The following is a 16,204-nucleotide window of genomic DNA, read 5'->3' on the forward strand; positions in this document are numbered from 1 at the left end:
AAAACCTTATCAATAGATGAGGTTTTTTTTATTTCTGATTTTTAAAATTTACAATAACCTTCACATCAACTTTTCGCAATTTTCAATATATTTATAGTAGAAAAAATCAACCAAAATGGATAAAAAATATTTGAGATCGCTAATTTTTAGACATCTCGATGGTTTGGTAACGGCTCCGGTATTAAGCGCTTTGGCTAAAAAAGGAGCTTTGCATTACATTGTCGAGCACAAAACTATACAGTTAGAAGAATTGACAAACGAATTTCAGGCAAACGAAGGTTATCTAAATGTTGCTTTGCGTGTGTTGGCTTCGCAGAATATGTTAGAATATTCAGTGAATAATGCAGAAAATAGCGTCGAGATTCAAACCAATAAATATTCAGATCGCGCATTTACTAATGTTGATATTTACCATGATTTAGCTGTTTTTTTGGCAGAAAATGAAGTAATTAATCAACATGATTTTTCGGATGAATTTTGTAAAAAATGGATTAAATTATTTGATAAATATAAAACTTATTTGATGACTGCTGACGACGAAGAGTTTCTTGAAAAACCTTTGCATTATCAAATTACCAAACATATCGAAGGCGTTTTGGTTGGACCAATTATTGTGCGAATGGGAATGAGTGGTTTGTTTCATAAATACTTTATGGAAGCTTCTTTCAATCCAGATGAATTTCACAAAAATCCACAAACGTTCGAGAAAATTTTGGAACGATTAACCGAATTAGGTTGGTTTACAAAACACGAAAAAAACTATAAATTCACCGAAATAGGACTGTTTTTTGCGCGTCGTGCAACATCGTATGGCGTTACAGTTTCTTTTTTGCCAATGTTTGGGAAGTTGAATGATTTGCTTTTCGGTTCACCAACAAAATTGCGTGAAATTACCGATGGTGAAGATGAGCAACATGTGAATCGCGAAATGAATGTTTGGGGTAGTGGAGGAGCGCATTCCACTTATTTCAAGGTGATTGATGAGTTTATTGTAGATATTTTTAATCGCCCGATAGAAGAGCAACCGAAAGGGATTTTGGATATGGGATGCGGGAATGGAGCGCTTTTGCAACATTTGTATGATGTGATAGAACGTCAAACTTTACGCGGAAAACATCTCGACGAATATCCACTTTTTTTGGTTGGTGCAGATTATAATCAAGCAGCGTTGAAAGTAACGCGTGCCAATTTAATTAAAAATGATATTTGGGCAAAAGTGATTTGGGGCGATATTGGTGATCCAGATCGTTTGGCAACAGATTTGAAAAATGATTATTCAATAGAGTTGAGTGATTTATTAAACATTAGAACATTTTTAGATCATAATCGAATTTGGGAAGATGTAGAAGATGTCAAAACAAATCGAATTAGTGCTTCTACTGGAGCTTTTGCATTTAGAGGAAAACGATTGTCAAATAATGATGTGGAACAAAATTTATTGAATCATCTCAAAAAATGGGCACCTTATGTAGATAAATTTGGATTGTTATTGATCGAATTACATACAATTGCTCCAGATTTAACGGCGGAGAATTTAGGAAATACACCTGCAACAGCGTATGATGCAACGCATGGATTTTCGGATCAATATATTGTAGAAGTCGATGTTTTTCATCGAATTTGTCAAGAAACTGGTTTAGTTCCAGATAAAACATTGTTCAAAAAATATCCAAACAGTGAATTGGCAACTGTTAGTATCAATCTTTTGAAACGATAATATTTAAAAGATATATTAAATCAAAAAAGCTCAGCAATTGCTGAGCTTTCTTGGTTAGTCTTGTGTCAATAATTAGTTTAGGGTTATTTTTGCTTGACTAATCTTAAATCCATTTTCGTAAACATTGAACGTGTAAACTCCTTTTTGGAATTCCTCGTTTTCCCAATCAAACGTAATATTTTTTGTTTGTCCGTTTGTGTAATTAAAGTTGATTGCATCAGAGAAATTAACTGTATCTCCAGATCTCAATTCAATTTGTCCGCCTTGCGCATTTCCATATCTTCCTAATGTTCCGTCAGGATTATAGATAGCAACATATAATTTTTTGTCTCCAGATTCTGTTCTCGAATTACGATCTACATCAAAAGAAACACGAATTTTATCAATACGTTTTGCACGTGTTTTTTCAACTTCTTTTCCGCTATTTCTTACACGAATTCCTTTGATTTGTTGATTAGAAACAGATAAAGTTGAACTTAATTCATTGATCTTTCCTTTCGAAATTGCATTGTCTTTTTGACGAACACTTTTTTCTGTTTCGTAGTTATATGTTAACTCTTTATTGTTTTCTCTTAAATTGTTGTTGTCTGTTGTTAAAGCAGAATTTTTATTATTTAATTCGTCAACACTACGTACAAGAATTGCATTTTCTTTTTGTAAACGAGCAACTTCAGATTTGTAATTTTTTACACTTCCTTCTAAATCGTTAATCATTTTACGAGCACGATTCATTTCCTCTGCAGTTGGATTGTCTTTATCTAAAATTTCTTGAATATCTTGATTCTTTAACTGAATCATATTTTCTTTATCGCTCAATAAATTGTTACGATCTTCGATGCGTGCTTTATATTGTGTATAGTCGTTTAAAATCGAATCATATTGTTTACGAATTTGATCCTTTTGACCTGTTTCGTTTTTAAGGATTTGAGAATTTAAAGATTCATTTTTTTCAAGATTTCCGATCTGATTTGCTTGATAAATATTATATCCTACACTTCCTGCTAATAAGATTCCGACTAATGCCAAAGGAACTACTAAACCGTTTTTTCCTTTGTTTGTTGGTTGATTGTTTTCTTCTAATCCTTGCATATGAACTATTATTTAAGGTTAATTGTTTTTTTATTGTTTTTAGTGTTAAGAAATTATGATGCCAAAAACTTAGTATGATGTTAAAATGAGGATTTTTTAACAAATTTTTTCACATTTTAGACCGAAAATGAATAATTATGCAGATTCTTATTCTAAATAAATCATAAAAAAAGCTTCAGATTATTCTGAAGCTTTTTTTTAATTAATATGAATTGTATTTACTTTTTATCAAAAGTTCCTGGGTAAACAGAAGTTAATTTATCTAAAGAAATGTACTTTTTGAAAACCTCGTTTACTTGGTTTACATTAAGAGCATCTACTTTTTTCTCTAAATTATCAAATTCATCAAACGTAATTCCATTCAATAAATAACCATTCGATAAGCCTAACAAAGTTCCGTCAGTTCCCAAAGAAGTTGTACGACCGTTTTTCCAACTTACAATATTTGTTTTCAATTCGTCCGCTGTGAAACCATCTTTCAATGCTTTTGCAACTTCTTCTTTCAATGCTTTTTCAACTGCTTCACGTTTTGTAGGGTTTAAAAATGCATAATATCCCCAAGAAGCTACATCGTTTTTAGGATCGTTTGGAATCGAAACATATGAACCTGCACCATAGCTGATTCCTTCTTTTTCTCTTAATCGCATTGGAATACGAGCAGATAAAAATCCTCCACTTCCAATCATTTCATTTGCCATAACCATTGCGGCGTAATCAGCACTTTCACGATTCATTTTGAAGTTAATTGATCCAACTGCAGCAGCATTTTCTTTGTCTGGAATGTTATAAAGTTTATCCTCTTTTTTCGTTGCTGTAAAAGTTGGATACGCTTTTTCGTACTTCGATTTGCTATTCCATTTACCAAAAGTATCGTTTAATAATTTTTCAACTTTCGCTTTGTCATTTGTTCCAATAATAGAAACAACACCATTTTGTGCACCTAAAATATTTTTATAAAAATCAACTAAATCAGCTTGTTTGATTTTCTTTAAATCATCTTTTGTTTCAGCAAAAGAAGCTGTATAAAAAATAGAAGATTTAGGATAATTAGATGTTAAACGACTAATTTCGTTGAAGGCTAATGCTTGCGGATCGTTTGTATTTGCATCTAAATATGTTGTGTATTCATTTACAGATTTTGCTAATTCAGCTTCAGGAAAAGTTGGTTCTGTAATGATTTGACGCACGATATCCATTGTTTTGTCTAATGAATTTTTGTACGTATTAATTGTTACAGATAAATTTTGTCCTCCAAATCTAAATCCAACCGAAGATTTTAAAGCATCTAATTGATCTTTGATTTGTTCTTTTGTTAAATTCTTCGTTCCAGACATTAACAATTCAGCCGTTAATTGACCGATCATTCCTTTGTTTGCCAAATCTTTTTCATTCGAAACAGGTAAATTAAATGAAAGAATTACTTTTTCACCTTTAATTTCTTTGTCGATGATTCCATATTTTAGACCATTGTTCAATTTTCCTTCTGCATAATGAGCTTTTAAGTTTTTGATTGAAGCTTCAAATGGTTTTGCTTCTTTCTCAACTGCACGACCTTTGTAATTCGAAACTAATTCTGTAATCTGTTTATTCGTTAATTCAGCTGGTTTTACACGAATTTCATCTTTTGTCGGAATAAAAGTTCCAACTGTTCTATTATTCGCTTTAAAATATTTTTCAGCTACACGTTTTACATCTTCTTTGGTTACTTTTTCGATATTATCGCGGTATAAGAAACCTAAACGATAATCACCCGCACCAACAATTTCTGTTAAACCAATGGCATAATTAATCGTATTATTTTTTTGATTTTCGATGTTTTTCACAATACTTGCTTTCGCACGTTGTACATCTTGATCAGTATAATTAATTGTAGCAACTTTGTCTAATTCTGCACGAATATCATTTTTCGTTTGTTCGATGTTTTTCTCTTTTGGAATTTCAGTTCCGATATAGAAGAAACTTGCATCACGAACTTCTGGACTATACGCCCAAATTGAAGCAATTTTGTGTGTGTCAACTAAAGATTTGTACAAATATCCCGAAGGATCTGAAGTTAAAATATTATTTAAAACATCAATTGCTGCATAATCTTTATCGCTATATGCTGCAACGTGATACATTACACCAACAGATTGGGAATCTCCTGCACGTTTTACTTCAACAAATTTTTCACCATCTTGCGCTGGCTCAACTGTTAAAATTTCGTCTAAAACACGAGTTGGTTTTGGAATCGAAGCAAAATACTGATTCACATATTCCATCGTTTTTTTCTCGTCAAATTTTCCAGCAATAATTAAGGTTGCATTATCTGGTTGATAATATTTTTCGTAGAATTTGCGCAACTGTGGTGTTTTTACACGCTCAATATCTTCTTTAGATCCAATTGTAGATTTTCCGTAATTGTGCCATAAATAGCCAGCAGAAATAACGCGTTCCATTAAAACACTTGACGGATCATTTTCACCAATTTCAAATTCATTACGTACAACCGAAAATTCTTTGTCCAAATCTTCTTGTTTAATGGTTGCATTAATCATACGATCAGCTTCCATTTCCAAACTCCAACGTAAATTTTCGTCGCTTGATGGGAAAACTTCGTAATAATTTGTACGATCATAATATGTCGTTCCATTTGCACGTCCACCTTTGTCAGATAACATTTTCTTGATATCACCTAAGTTTTTTGTTGATTTAAACAACATATGTTCTAACAAATGCGCCATTCCTTTTTCACCGTAACCTTCGTGTTTAGAACCAACATTGTAAACAATATTTACTACAACATTACTTTGCGATTGATCAGAGACTAATAAAACTTGTAATCCATTTGGTAGTTTGTATTCCTTAATTCCTTCTACTTGCGTCACAAAAGTTGCGTTTCCAGATTTCGTTTGAGCCATTAAGTATGGTGAATTTGCAAAGGCAAAAACCAGACATATACTCAGTAAAGTTTTTTTCATGTATTTATTTTTATAGTTATTAATTGGATGATACAATTCTATAATCTATTCGTTAGACGCAAATTGTATGGTGTAAGTTACAAATCTTTTGTTAAATTTGTGATGCAACAAACAAAAGAAATGGAAACAAAAGAGGTAAATAAAATTACTTTCGAAGAGTTTAAAAGTCAAATCATTAATGATTACAAGACGGCTTTTATGTCTCGTGAAGCAAGTCTTTTAGGAAGAAGAGAAGTACTTACTGGGAAAGCAAAATTTGGGATTTTTGGTGATGGAAAAGAATTACCACAAATTGCAATGGCAAAAGTATTCAAAAATGGAGATTTCCGTTCTGGATACTATCGCGATCAAACATTTATGTTCGCAATTGGTCAATTAACTGTTGAACAATTTTTTGCACAATTATACGCTTTAACAGATTTAGAGAAAGAACCTTCATCAGGAGGTCGTCAAATGACATCTCATTTCGGAACACGTTCTTTAAATGAAGATGGTTCTTGGAAAAAATTAACAGAACAAAAAAATTCGAGTGCTGATATTTCGCCAACAGCTGGTCAAATGCCACGTTTGTTAGGCTTAGCACAAGCTTCAAAATATTTTAGAAATGTTCCTCAATCAGACGAAGATCAACAATTTTCTGTAAACGGAAATGAAATTGCTTTCGGAACAATTGGTGACGCAAGTACTTCTGAAGGTCATTTTTGGGAAACGATAAATGCAGGTGGAGTTTTGCAAGTGCCAATGGTTGTTTCTATTTGGGACGATGGTTACGGAATTTCTGTACCAGCTAAATTTCAACGCACAAAATCGAATCTTTCTGAATTATTATCAGGTTTCGGAAGAACGGAAGAGGAAAGAGGTTACGAAATTATTACTGTAAAAGCGTGGGATTATCCTGCTTTGATTGAAGCGTATACACGTGCAGAAAGATTTGCGCGTGAGCATCACATTCCGTGTATTGTACACGTGCAAGAATGTACGCAACCACAAGGTCACTCGACTTCTGGTTCGCACGAGCGTTATAAATCAGAGGAGCGTTTGACATGGGAAAAAGATTTTGATGGAATCTCAAAATTCCGTGAATATATTTTAGCATTTGCAGATCATTCAGAAGCAATTATTTCTGCGGAAGAGTTGGATCAATTAGAAGCTGAAGTAAAAGCTGAAGTAAAAGCTTCTCAAAAACAATGTTGGGACGATTATTTGAATCCAATTTTGGATTTGAAAAATGAAGCGTTAGAATTATTAACGAAAATTGCTTTAGAAAGTGCAAACGGTGCTTTTATCAACATTGAAATTAGTAATCTAAAATCAAAGAAAAGTCCTTTCAAACGTGATGTTTATGGAGCTGTTCGTAAAGTAATTCGTTTAATACGTTCAGAAAATTTAGTTACAAAAGCTGAATTAATTTCTTGGTTAGATGCCAAAATGAAGCGCGAAGAAGAAATCTATTCGACTAAATTAGTTTCAGGAACGGCAACTCAAGTACCACAAGTAAAACCTGAGTTTGGAGAAAATCCAGCGTTAGAAGATGGTCGTGTAATTGTTCGTGATAACTTTGATAAAATTTTCGAAAAATATCCAAAGGCATTAGTTTTTGGTGAAGATGCTGGAAATATTGGTGATGTAAACCAAGGTTTAGAAGGTCTTCAAGCAAAATATGGTATCGATCGTATTTCGGATACAGGTATTCGCGAAGCAACAATTCTTGGTCAAGGAATTGGATTAGCGATGCGTGGTTTACGTCCAATTGCAGAAATTCAATATTTAGATTATATCCTTTATTGTTTACAAGGAATTTCTGATGATTTGGCAACTGTGCTTTATCGTTCGAATGGAGGTCAAAAAGCGCCTGTGATTATCAGAACGCGTGGTCACCGTTTAGAAGGTGTTTGGCATTCAGGTTCGCCAATGGGAGGAATTTTGAATTTGGTTCGTGGCGTGAATGTTTTAGTTCCACGTGATTTAACAAAAGCCGCAGGTTTTTACAATACATTGATGCAAGCAGATGAGCCTGCAATTGTTGTAGAAAGTTTGAATGGTTATCGTTTGAAAGAACCTGCACCAACTAATATTGGAGAATTTACAACGCCAATAGGTGAAGTAGAAATTACAAAAGAAGGAAAAGATGTAACGTTATTAACATACGGTTCTACTTGGAGAATTGTGATGGATGCTGCGAAAGAATTGGAGCAACTAGGTATTTCTGTTGAAGTAATTGATGCACAATCTTTATTGCCTTTCGATATCAATGCAGATGTTGCAAAAAGTTTGAACAAAACGAATCGTTTAGTTATTGTTGACGAAGATGTTCCAGGTGGAGCAAGTGCATTCTTGTTACAAGAAATTATCGAGAAACAAGGTGGATATTTTACATTAGATAGCGCACCATTGACGATTACAGCGAAAGCTCACCGTCCTGCGTATGCGACTGATGGAGATTATTTTTCAAAACCTTCTGTTGATGATATTACAGAACAAGTCTATGAACTAATGCGCGAAGCGAAACCAAACGAGTTTCCTGCTTTGTACTAAAAAATAAATTTTAGAGTTATATAAGCGTATGTCTTTTTCAAAAAGGCATGCGCTTTTTTTGTATTTTTAACAATCAAAATTATAATGAAAATGAAATTCTATTCGATTATACTTTGTCTATTGACTTCAATTCTTTTTGGGCAATTTCAAGATGTAATTCCTCCAAAGAATATCAAGACGGTTCAAGTTTTTAATCCGCAAACAAACGATAATACACCCGTTATCAAGTTAGGTTCTAGCGAAAGATTAATTTTTCTTTTTGATGATATCAGTGCAGGTTATAAGCGTTATCAATATTCTATTGAACACAGAAATGCAGATTGGTCAGAATCGAATATTTTTCAAACCGAATTTTTAAATGGTGTTAATGCTGATTATGCGCGAACATATAAGAATTCATTCAATACGTATCAAAAATATACCAATTATCAAATTCAATTTCCGAATGATCAAATGAATGTAAAATTACCTGGAAATTATGTGTTAAAAGTGTATTTAGAAAATGATTCAAACCCAATTTTCACGAAACGTTTTGCCGTTTATCAACCAATTGCGGATGTTGGAGTGATGGTTTCTCGTTACAATAATCCAACCGTAAAAGAATTGAATCAGCGTTTGCAAGTTCAAGTTTCGAGTGGAACACAAAATTTAACTGAAGTTCCTGATGGTGCAAGATTATTTTTGATGAAAAATAACAATTGGAACGAAGGTTATTTTGTCAATCGACCATCTTTTTCTCGTCCAAATCAATTAACATATAATGATACTAATATTTTGTTTGACGGTGGTGCAGAATACAATTGGTTTGATAACAAAAATTTAGAAGTTCCGAGTTTAACAACAGAAAAAACATTCAGAAAAGATAGTGTTTATCACACTGTTTTGCGTGCAGATATTCCGAAATATAATTTACCTTATGATGATTATCCAGACATTAATGGTAATTTTTATATCCGAAATAACCGTTATGGAAACGAATATGCAGCAAATTCTGAAGCAGATTATTCATGGGTTTATTTTGCCTTAGATGCTTTCGAAGATCAAAATGGATTATACGTTCCGTATGTTGTAGGTGCTTTTAATAATTGGGAAATTGATGAAAATTCGAAATTAGAAAAAGACGATGCAGGATTTTGGGTAACCGAATTATTCTTGAAACAAGGTTATTACAATTATCAATATGTCGTAAAAAATACCAAAACAGGCAAAATCGATCCAAGTTATGTGAGCGGAAGTTTTTGGCAAACCGAAAATCAATATCAAGCATTGTTTTACTATCGCCCTTGGGGACAACGATACGATGTGTTGATGGGATATGGAACTGGAAATTCGAGGAGATAAGTAGCTTAACTTCTCAAAATTTTTTCCATTATTTTTCCTTTGGCTAATTCATCGATTAATTTGTCTAAATATCGAATTTTTTGCATCAATGGATTTTCAATTTCTTCCACACGATAACCGCAAATCACACCTTTTATTTTAGTTGCATTTGGATTAAACTTTGGTGCATTTTCAAAAAAATCATGAAAGTTAGTTTTCTTCGTTAAAATTTCTTCCAAATCTTTTTCAGTATAACCTGTTAACCAAAAAATAATTTGATCAACTTCCGTTTTTGTTCGGTTTTTCTTTTCTGCTTTTGTGATGTAATGCGGATAAACACTTGCAAAAGACATTTCGATTACACGCTGAAAATTTTTATCATTCATTTTTTAAGAATATTATAGAGGATAAATTTCGACAATTAATTTGATAAAATCTCACTATTTTCATCGATTGTGATTTATAGATTTTGAGTTAAATTTGAGTATGAAATTTTTATTTAGATTTTTAATACTGTTTACGATAATTAGTTTGGTTGGATGTACTTCTGAAACCAAAAAATCACCAATTGATTTTTATTATTGGCGAAGTAATTATTCGGTGAATGAAACAGAGAAAAAAGCGGTTGATTCACTAAAAGTGGAAAATATTTATGTTCGTTTTTTTGATGTGGATAAAAAGTTGAATAAAATTTCTCCAGTTGGAATTATTCAGAATTTTGATGCAACGAAACTCAATGTCAATTATATTCCGACGGTTTTTATTACCAATCAAACTTTTCTGAATACATCAAAAGATCAAATCAAAATTTTAGCAAAAGATGTGTATAATTTTTTGAGTGAAACGGCTGAAAGAGGAAATCTAAAAAGTTTCAATGAAATTCAGATAGATTGTGATTGGACGAAATCTACGCGCGAAAATTATTTTATGTTTTTGTCGGAATTGAAACATATTTCGGGCAAAAAACTTTCGGCAACTTTGCGTTTGCATCAAGTCAAATTTAAAGACAAAGAAGGAGTTCCGCCTTTGGATAAAATGGTTTTGATGTGTTATGCAACCGAAAATCCAACTGATCAATCTGAAAATAATTCGATTTTAGATTTGAAAATAGCAAAAGATTATTTAAAAAACTTGAACGATTATCCAATCAAATTAGATGTTGCTTTGCCAATTTATTCGTGGGCAATTTTGACAAATCATCAAGGAAAAATAAAATTAATCAATTCTTTTTCGGAGCAAGATTTGATAGGAAAACCTGTAAAGAAAATCAGAAATGGATTTTATGAAGTGGAAGATGATTTTTTTGTACGAAATTTTTATGTGAGCAAAGGTTTTACAATAAAAGTTGAAATGATTTCTCCTGAATTATTAATTGAAACAAAATCATTTATCGATACAAAATTATCTTACAATTATCGCTTGATTTATTTTCATTTAGACTCAAAATTTTTGAAAACAATACCAACACAATTATGAAAAAAATAGTACTTACTTTATGCTTAACTTTTGGTTTAACCAAAGTATTTGCGTGTGCTGATGGAGGTGGAGAAGATTATTATTACTACAATCTTTTTTCGCAAACTTTAAGCGAAGCGCCTCAATATCAGCCATTTTTGATGACGTTGGATAATCCATATTATACGATGGATGCAAATCAAAAGAATGAGAATATTTTGGATTGGCAAAAAACGTTAGGAATTAGCTATCAGCAAGCGTTTGAGTTGGTTTTTAAAGTATCGAAACAAGAAATTGATTTGATGGTAAAGAATGGAAAATCGTCCAATACGAACTATAATTTTGCGACAACAGATTGGGTAAAAAAGAATAAGCAAAGTTTACTTTACTTGTCGTATGCCAAGTATTTAGAGCCTTATATGGCTTTTTATTATATCGATAATGGTGAATGGTCGTATGTCGATCGTCCAGAAAAAAATGTCAATAATCTAAATTATAAAAAAGTTCTTGAGGTTCTAAAGAAAAGTTGGAATGCAGAAACGGACAAAGAATTAAAAGTTCGTTATGGTTATCAATTGGTTCGTTTTGCGCATTATTTCCACGAATATAAAGATGCCATCAATTATTTTAACATGTATGTGGCGTCGCAAGGACTCAAAAATTCGATGTATTATTATGCATTAGATCAAAAAGGTGGAGCGGAGCGTGCGCTTGGAAATTATATTCAGGCGAATTATGACTTTTTTGAAGTTTTTTCTCATTCGAATGATCGAAAAATGAGCGCTTATCAATCGATGCGCGTGACAGAAGATTTGAATTATGAGAAAATGTTAGCGAATGCCAAAACGATTCAAGAAAAAAATGATTTGTATTTGTTGATTGGTTATAATGATTTTTCGAATCCGTTGGCGCCTGCAAAAAAAATTATTGCGAATGATGTGAATGCTCCACAAGCGAGAATTTTATTTGCACGTTCTATCAATTTAATTGAGCGCGAATATTTGCAACAAAATCCTGAAGATTATTATTGGGATTCGTCGCAAGTGCGAAAAAAATACACGGATTTGTATTTGCCTATAAAAGCGAATAACGATTATTATGGAAGTTCTGATGAAAATTCGAAAGATGAAATTCAGATTAATGAATTAATTTCTTTGGCTAAATCGCAAGCAACAAAAGCTAATGACAAAGAATATTGGAATTTATCGGTGGCATATCTTAATTTATTGAACAAAAATTTTTCGGAAACAAAAACGTATTTAGCCAAAGTAAATTCAACTTCGAAAGAATTTCAACAACAGAAAAAAGTGATTGAAATTTTATTAGAGATTTTCGAACAAAAGAAAATTTCAGATAGTTTCGAGAATCAATTGATGCAAAAATATGCGTCGATTTTGAATTATGAATATCCAAAATTGCCAGAAGATGTTTATGATTATTCGGATGAAGATGATCAAAAAATGAACTTGAAAAATGTGATTTTAGATGTTTTGGCAAATCGATATTTTCTGCAAGGCGATAAAGGAAAAGCATTTTTAATTCATAATGAAATTACACAATTAGGTTCAAATCCAGATTGGGCGATTATCAATGATTTGGATAAATTGGATAAAAAATCGAATAAAACAGCTTTCGAAAAATATTTGATTAATGCAAAAGTAAAATCGAGTTCATGGGATTGGAGAACCGAAAAATCGACGGATATTCAGTTCAGATTATCTGATTATTTAGCCGATTTCAAAGGAACATTGTATTTAGGCGAAATGAAGTTTGATTTGGCGAAGAAAGAATTTGAGAAGATTGATCAAAAATATCATACCTCAGAAAGTGCTTATTTTATTTATGATTACGATTATACAACAGAAAAAGAGAGCAAAACTTGGGTAGAAAATCAGTTTGATGGCTATCATAATATTCCGAATAAAATTTTTGGCTATAATAAGATTGAATGTTTTAATTGTGACGAAAATCAAGTGATCGCAACACCATATTTGAATGAATTCAAATTTATCAAACCAAAAATGTCAAAATTAGAATTGACAAATGCGATGATTGAATTGAATAAAATAGCAAAGAAAAATACCGAAGAAGCTGCGAAAGCGAATTATTTGTTGGGAAATTTCTTCTACAATACGACGACTTTGGGTTATTATCGTTATTTGTTGACATTTGATCGAAACAATGATAATGGACCAAAATTTAATAATTATGGAGATCAATATGAAGCAACAAGCAACTTCTTTTACAAAAGTTTTGGTTGGGGAGGAAATTACGTAGATAATTTTACGCCTTCTGAAAATTATTTGAAAAAAGCATTTGATTCGACAAAAGACAAAGAAATGAAAGCGCAAATATTGTTTGCATTGTCGAAGAATGAACAAGGAAGATTTTATAATGCAAAAGATCCTGTGTTGAAACGTTTGTACGAAAATCAATATGATAACGAAGAGAAGATTTTAGCGTTTAAAGTGGCAAATTATCGTTCTAATTTTAAAAATTTGAAACAATATTCGGACACGAAAACATATCAAGAAATAAAATCAAATTGTAAATATTTCGATTATTACACAAATAACTTTTAATAATTAAAACGCTTCTAATTTTAGGAGCGTTTTTTGTAATGTGATTTTTGACTAAAATAGATTATTATGAAATGTTTTGTAACTCAAGAACCAATTAATCGCTACGAAGCTGTAAAAGGAAAAGAAATTCAGCAAGAGATTTTTAAATTGATTGAGCAAGATTATCCAGCAATTACCGAAGAAGATTATGTTTCGATAAAAATATTGAACAAATATCGTCGTCAATTTTTTGCAAATTTGATTTCGCAAGAAAAAGGTGAAATGGAAAAATTGGATCAAGATGTAGTAGAAGCAATTCGTGATAATTCTATTCTTTCCGAAAATATAAAAGAAAATACATCAAAGCCATTGACAACAGGCGATAGAATTGCAGATAAAGTAGCGTCTTTCGGAGGAAGTTGGACATTTATTATTTCGTTTTTTATTTTCTTATTGGCTTGGATGTTTCTTAATTTCTGGATGTTGCACAACAAAGGTTTTGATCCCTATCCATTTATTTTACTCAATTTGATTTTGTCTTGTTTAGCAGCAATACAAGCTCCAATTATTATGATGAGTCAAAATCGTCAAGAAGATAAAGACCGTGATAGAGCCGAACATGATTATAAAATTAATTTGAAAGCCGAACTGGAAATAAAATTATTAAGCGAAAAAATAGATCATTTATTGGTTCATCAGAATAAGAAATTATTAGAAATACAGGAAATGCAGATTCAATATTTAGAAAATATCGAAAATCAAATTCTTCATACAAAAGATAAAAAAGAAAATAAAAAGGAAGAATAATGGATGATTTTATGTTTAAAGTGATAAAAGACTTAATTATCTGAACTGAAACATTTCCATTTATTTTTCTTAAATTTGAACTTTGAAAAGTATAAACAAACAAAATAATCAAAATGTCAAAATCATTTGCTCAAATTCCTCACGCTGTTAACGAAGAGGTAAAATCATATGCTCCTGGAACGCCAGAGCGTGCGCAATTATTAGACGCATACAAAAAAATGTTTAACGAGGTAACTGAAGTTCCTCAATACATTGGTTCTGAAGAAATTTTTTCAGGAAATAAAAAAGAAATTCGTCCTCCACATGACCACCAAAAAGTTGTTGGTTATTTCCACGAAGGAACACAAGATGATGTAAGAAAAGCGATTGATACAGCTTTAGCTGCAAAAGAAGCTTGGGTTGCAATGCCTTGGGAAGATAGAGCGGCAATTTTCTTGAAAGCTGCAGATTTGATTGCTGGTCCTTACCGTGCAAAAATAAATGCTGCAACAATGATTGGTCAATCTAAAAATGCAATGCAAGCAGAAATTGATTCAGCTTGTGAGTTGATTGACTTTTTACGTTTCAATGTACAATACATGACAGAAATTTATGCAGATCAACCAATTTCTTCTCCTGGAATTTGGAATCGTGTAGATTATCGTCCATTAGAAGGGTTTACTTTTGCAATTACTCCTTTCAACTTTACTGCAATTGCTGGTAACTTACCATCTTGTATGGCTTTGATGGGGAACGTTGTAGTTTGGAAACCTTCTGATAAACAAACTTTAGCTGCTAAAGTAACAATGGAAGTGTTCAAAAAAGCTGGTTTACCAGATGGTGTAATCAACATGATCTTAACTGATGGAGCAGAAACTGCAAAAACAGTTTTAGAACATAAAGATTTTGCAGGTTTACACTTCACAGGTTCTACAAAAGTTTTCAATACTTTATGGAAACAAATTGGAGATAACATCAACAATTACAGAACTTATCCACGTATCGTAGGAGAAACAGGAGGAAAAGATTTCGTAATGGTTCACAAATCAGCTTGTCCAACAGAAGTTGCTGTAGGTTTAGTTCGTGGAGCGTTTGAATACCAAGGACAAAAATGTTCTGCTGCTTCTCGTGCTTATATTCCATCTAACTTATGGAGCGAAGTTGAGAAACAAATGAAAGAAATGTTAGCAACTGTTACATTAGGATCTCCAGAGGATTTCTCTAATTTCATGACAGCGGTTATCGATAAAAACTCTTTCGAAAAATCTAAAGCATATATCGATCGTGCACAAGCATCTTCTGAAGCTGAAGTTGTAATAGGTGGTACTTATGATGATTCAGTTGGATATTTTGTTCAACCAACAGTTATCAAAGCAACGAACCCTAAATATGAATCAATGGTAGAAGAAATCTTCGGGCCTGTATTATCAGTTTATGTTTATGATGAAAATGAATTTGAAGCAACTTTAAAATTAGTTGACGAAACTTCTGCTTACGCATTAACAGGATCAATCTTCGCGAAAGATCGTGCTGCTGTAGAATTAGCTGCTAAAGCATTGAAAAATGCTTGTGGAAATTTCTACATCAACGATAAACCAACAGGTGCAGTTGTAGGACAACAACCATTTGGTGGAGCACGTGCTTCTGGTACAAATGATAAAGCAGGTTCTGCAATGAACTTGTTACGTTGGACTTCTGTTCAAACAATCAAAGAAACATTTGTTCCTGCAAAAGATTACAAATACCCATTCTTAGAAAAATAATATTTTCGAGATATAAAA

10 protein-coding genes are annotated in these 16,204 nt (G+C 32.1%); 7 read left to right on the plus strand and 3 right to left on the minus strand.

The genetic code is table 11. The features are described 5' to 3' along the window. The first annotated feature begins 115 nt into the window (after positions 1-115). A complete protein-coding gene (locus tag B4L98_RS01240; RefSeq protein WP_291077341.1) occupies positions 116-1,717 on the plus strand; it encodes a class I SAM-dependent methyltransferase in 1,602 nt (533 codons plus the stop codon). 72 nt (positions 1,718-1,789) lie between these two features. On the opposite strand, the gene B4L98_RS01245 is transcribed toward B4L98_RS01240, so the two are convergent. Next, positions 1,790-2,806, minus strand: a complete 1,017-nt coding sequence (locus B4L98_RS01245) for a hypothetical protein (protein WP_038331054.1) — start codon at positions 2,804-2,806, stop codon at positions 1,790-1,792. A gap of 218 nt (positions 2,807-3,024) precedes the next feature. Continuing rightward, positions 3,025-5,706 (minus strand): M16 family metallopeptidase, encoded by a 2,682-nt coding sequence (locus B4L98_RS01250; protein ID WP_291077343.1) that lies wholly within the window; start codon positions 5,704-5,706, stop codon positions 3,025-3,027. A 180-nt stretch (positions 5,707-5,886) separates the two neighbouring features. On the opposite strand from B4L98_RS01250, the gene B4L98_RS01255 reads away from it, so the two are divergent. Together B4L98_RS01255 and B4L98_RS01260 are read left to right on the plus strand one after the other, a co-directional pair. Then, the gene (locus B4L98_RS01255) at positions 5,887-8,301 is read left to right on the plus strand and encodes an alpha-ketoacid dehydrogenase subunit alpha/beta (RefSeq protein WP_291047720.1); all 2,415 of its coding nucleotides are present in this window, start codon (positions 5,887-5,889) and stop codon (positions 8,299-8,301) included. Between the two features lie 84 nt (positions 8,302-8,385). Further along, positions 8,386-9,642, plus strand: coding sequence for a type IX secretion system plug protein domain-containing protein (locus B4L98_RS01260; protein ID WP_286495085.1), 1,257 nt, complete (start codon positions 8,386-8,388; stop codon positions 9,640-9,642). A gap of 5 nt (positions 9,643-9,647) precedes the next feature. Here B4L98_RS01260 and B4L98_RS01265 read toward each other — a convergent pair whose 3' ends face one another. Further along, a complete protein-coding gene (locus B4L98_RS01265) occupies positions 9,648-10,007 on the minus strand; it encodes a DUF2200 domain-containing protein (protein WP_219033767.1) in 360 nt (119 codons plus the stop codon). Positions 10,008-10,107: 100 nt separating this feature from the next. Here B4L98_RS01265 and B4L98_RS01270 point away from each other — a divergent pair, with 100 nt between their 5' ends. The 4 genes from B4L98_RS01270 (at position 10,108) to pruA (ending at position 16,186) form a co-directional block, all read left to right on the plus strand. Next, entirely contained in the window at positions 10,108-11,097 is a 990-nt protein-coding gene (locus tag B4L98_RS01270; protein ID WP_286495084.1) for a hypothetical protein, read from the plus strand. Then, positions 11,094-13,658 carry a hypothetical protein gene (locus B4L98_RS01275; protein ID WP_291077345.1) on the plus strand — a complete coding sequence of 855 codons (2,565 nt, stop codon included), beginning with the start codon at positions 11,094-11,096 and terminating at the stop codon, positions 13,656-13,658. Before B4L98_RS01270 ends, B4L98_RS01275 begins: the two co-directional genes overlap by 4 nt. Before the next feature lie 66 nt (positions 13,659-13,724). Then, positions 13,725-14,444, plus strand: a complete 720-nt coding sequence (locus B4L98_RS01280) for a DUF1003 domain-containing protein (RefSeq protein WP_114998848.1) — start codon at positions 13,725-13,727, stop codon at positions 14,442-14,444. Between the two features lie 113 nt (positions 14,445-14,557). Beyond that, a complete protein-coding gene (gene pruA, locus B4L98_RS01285; protein WP_125349439.1) occupies positions 14,558-16,186 on the plus strand; it encodes an L-glutamate gamma-semialdehyde dehydrogenase in 1,629 nt (542 codons plus the stop codon). Positions 16,187-16,204: the final 18 nt, after the last annotated feature.

The sequence above is a fragment of the Empedobacter sp. UBA5528 genome, from assembly GCF_002426075.1.
Lineage (GTDB): Bacteria > Bacteroidota > Bacteroidia > Flavobacteriales > Weeksellaceae > Empedobacter > Empedobacter falsenii_B.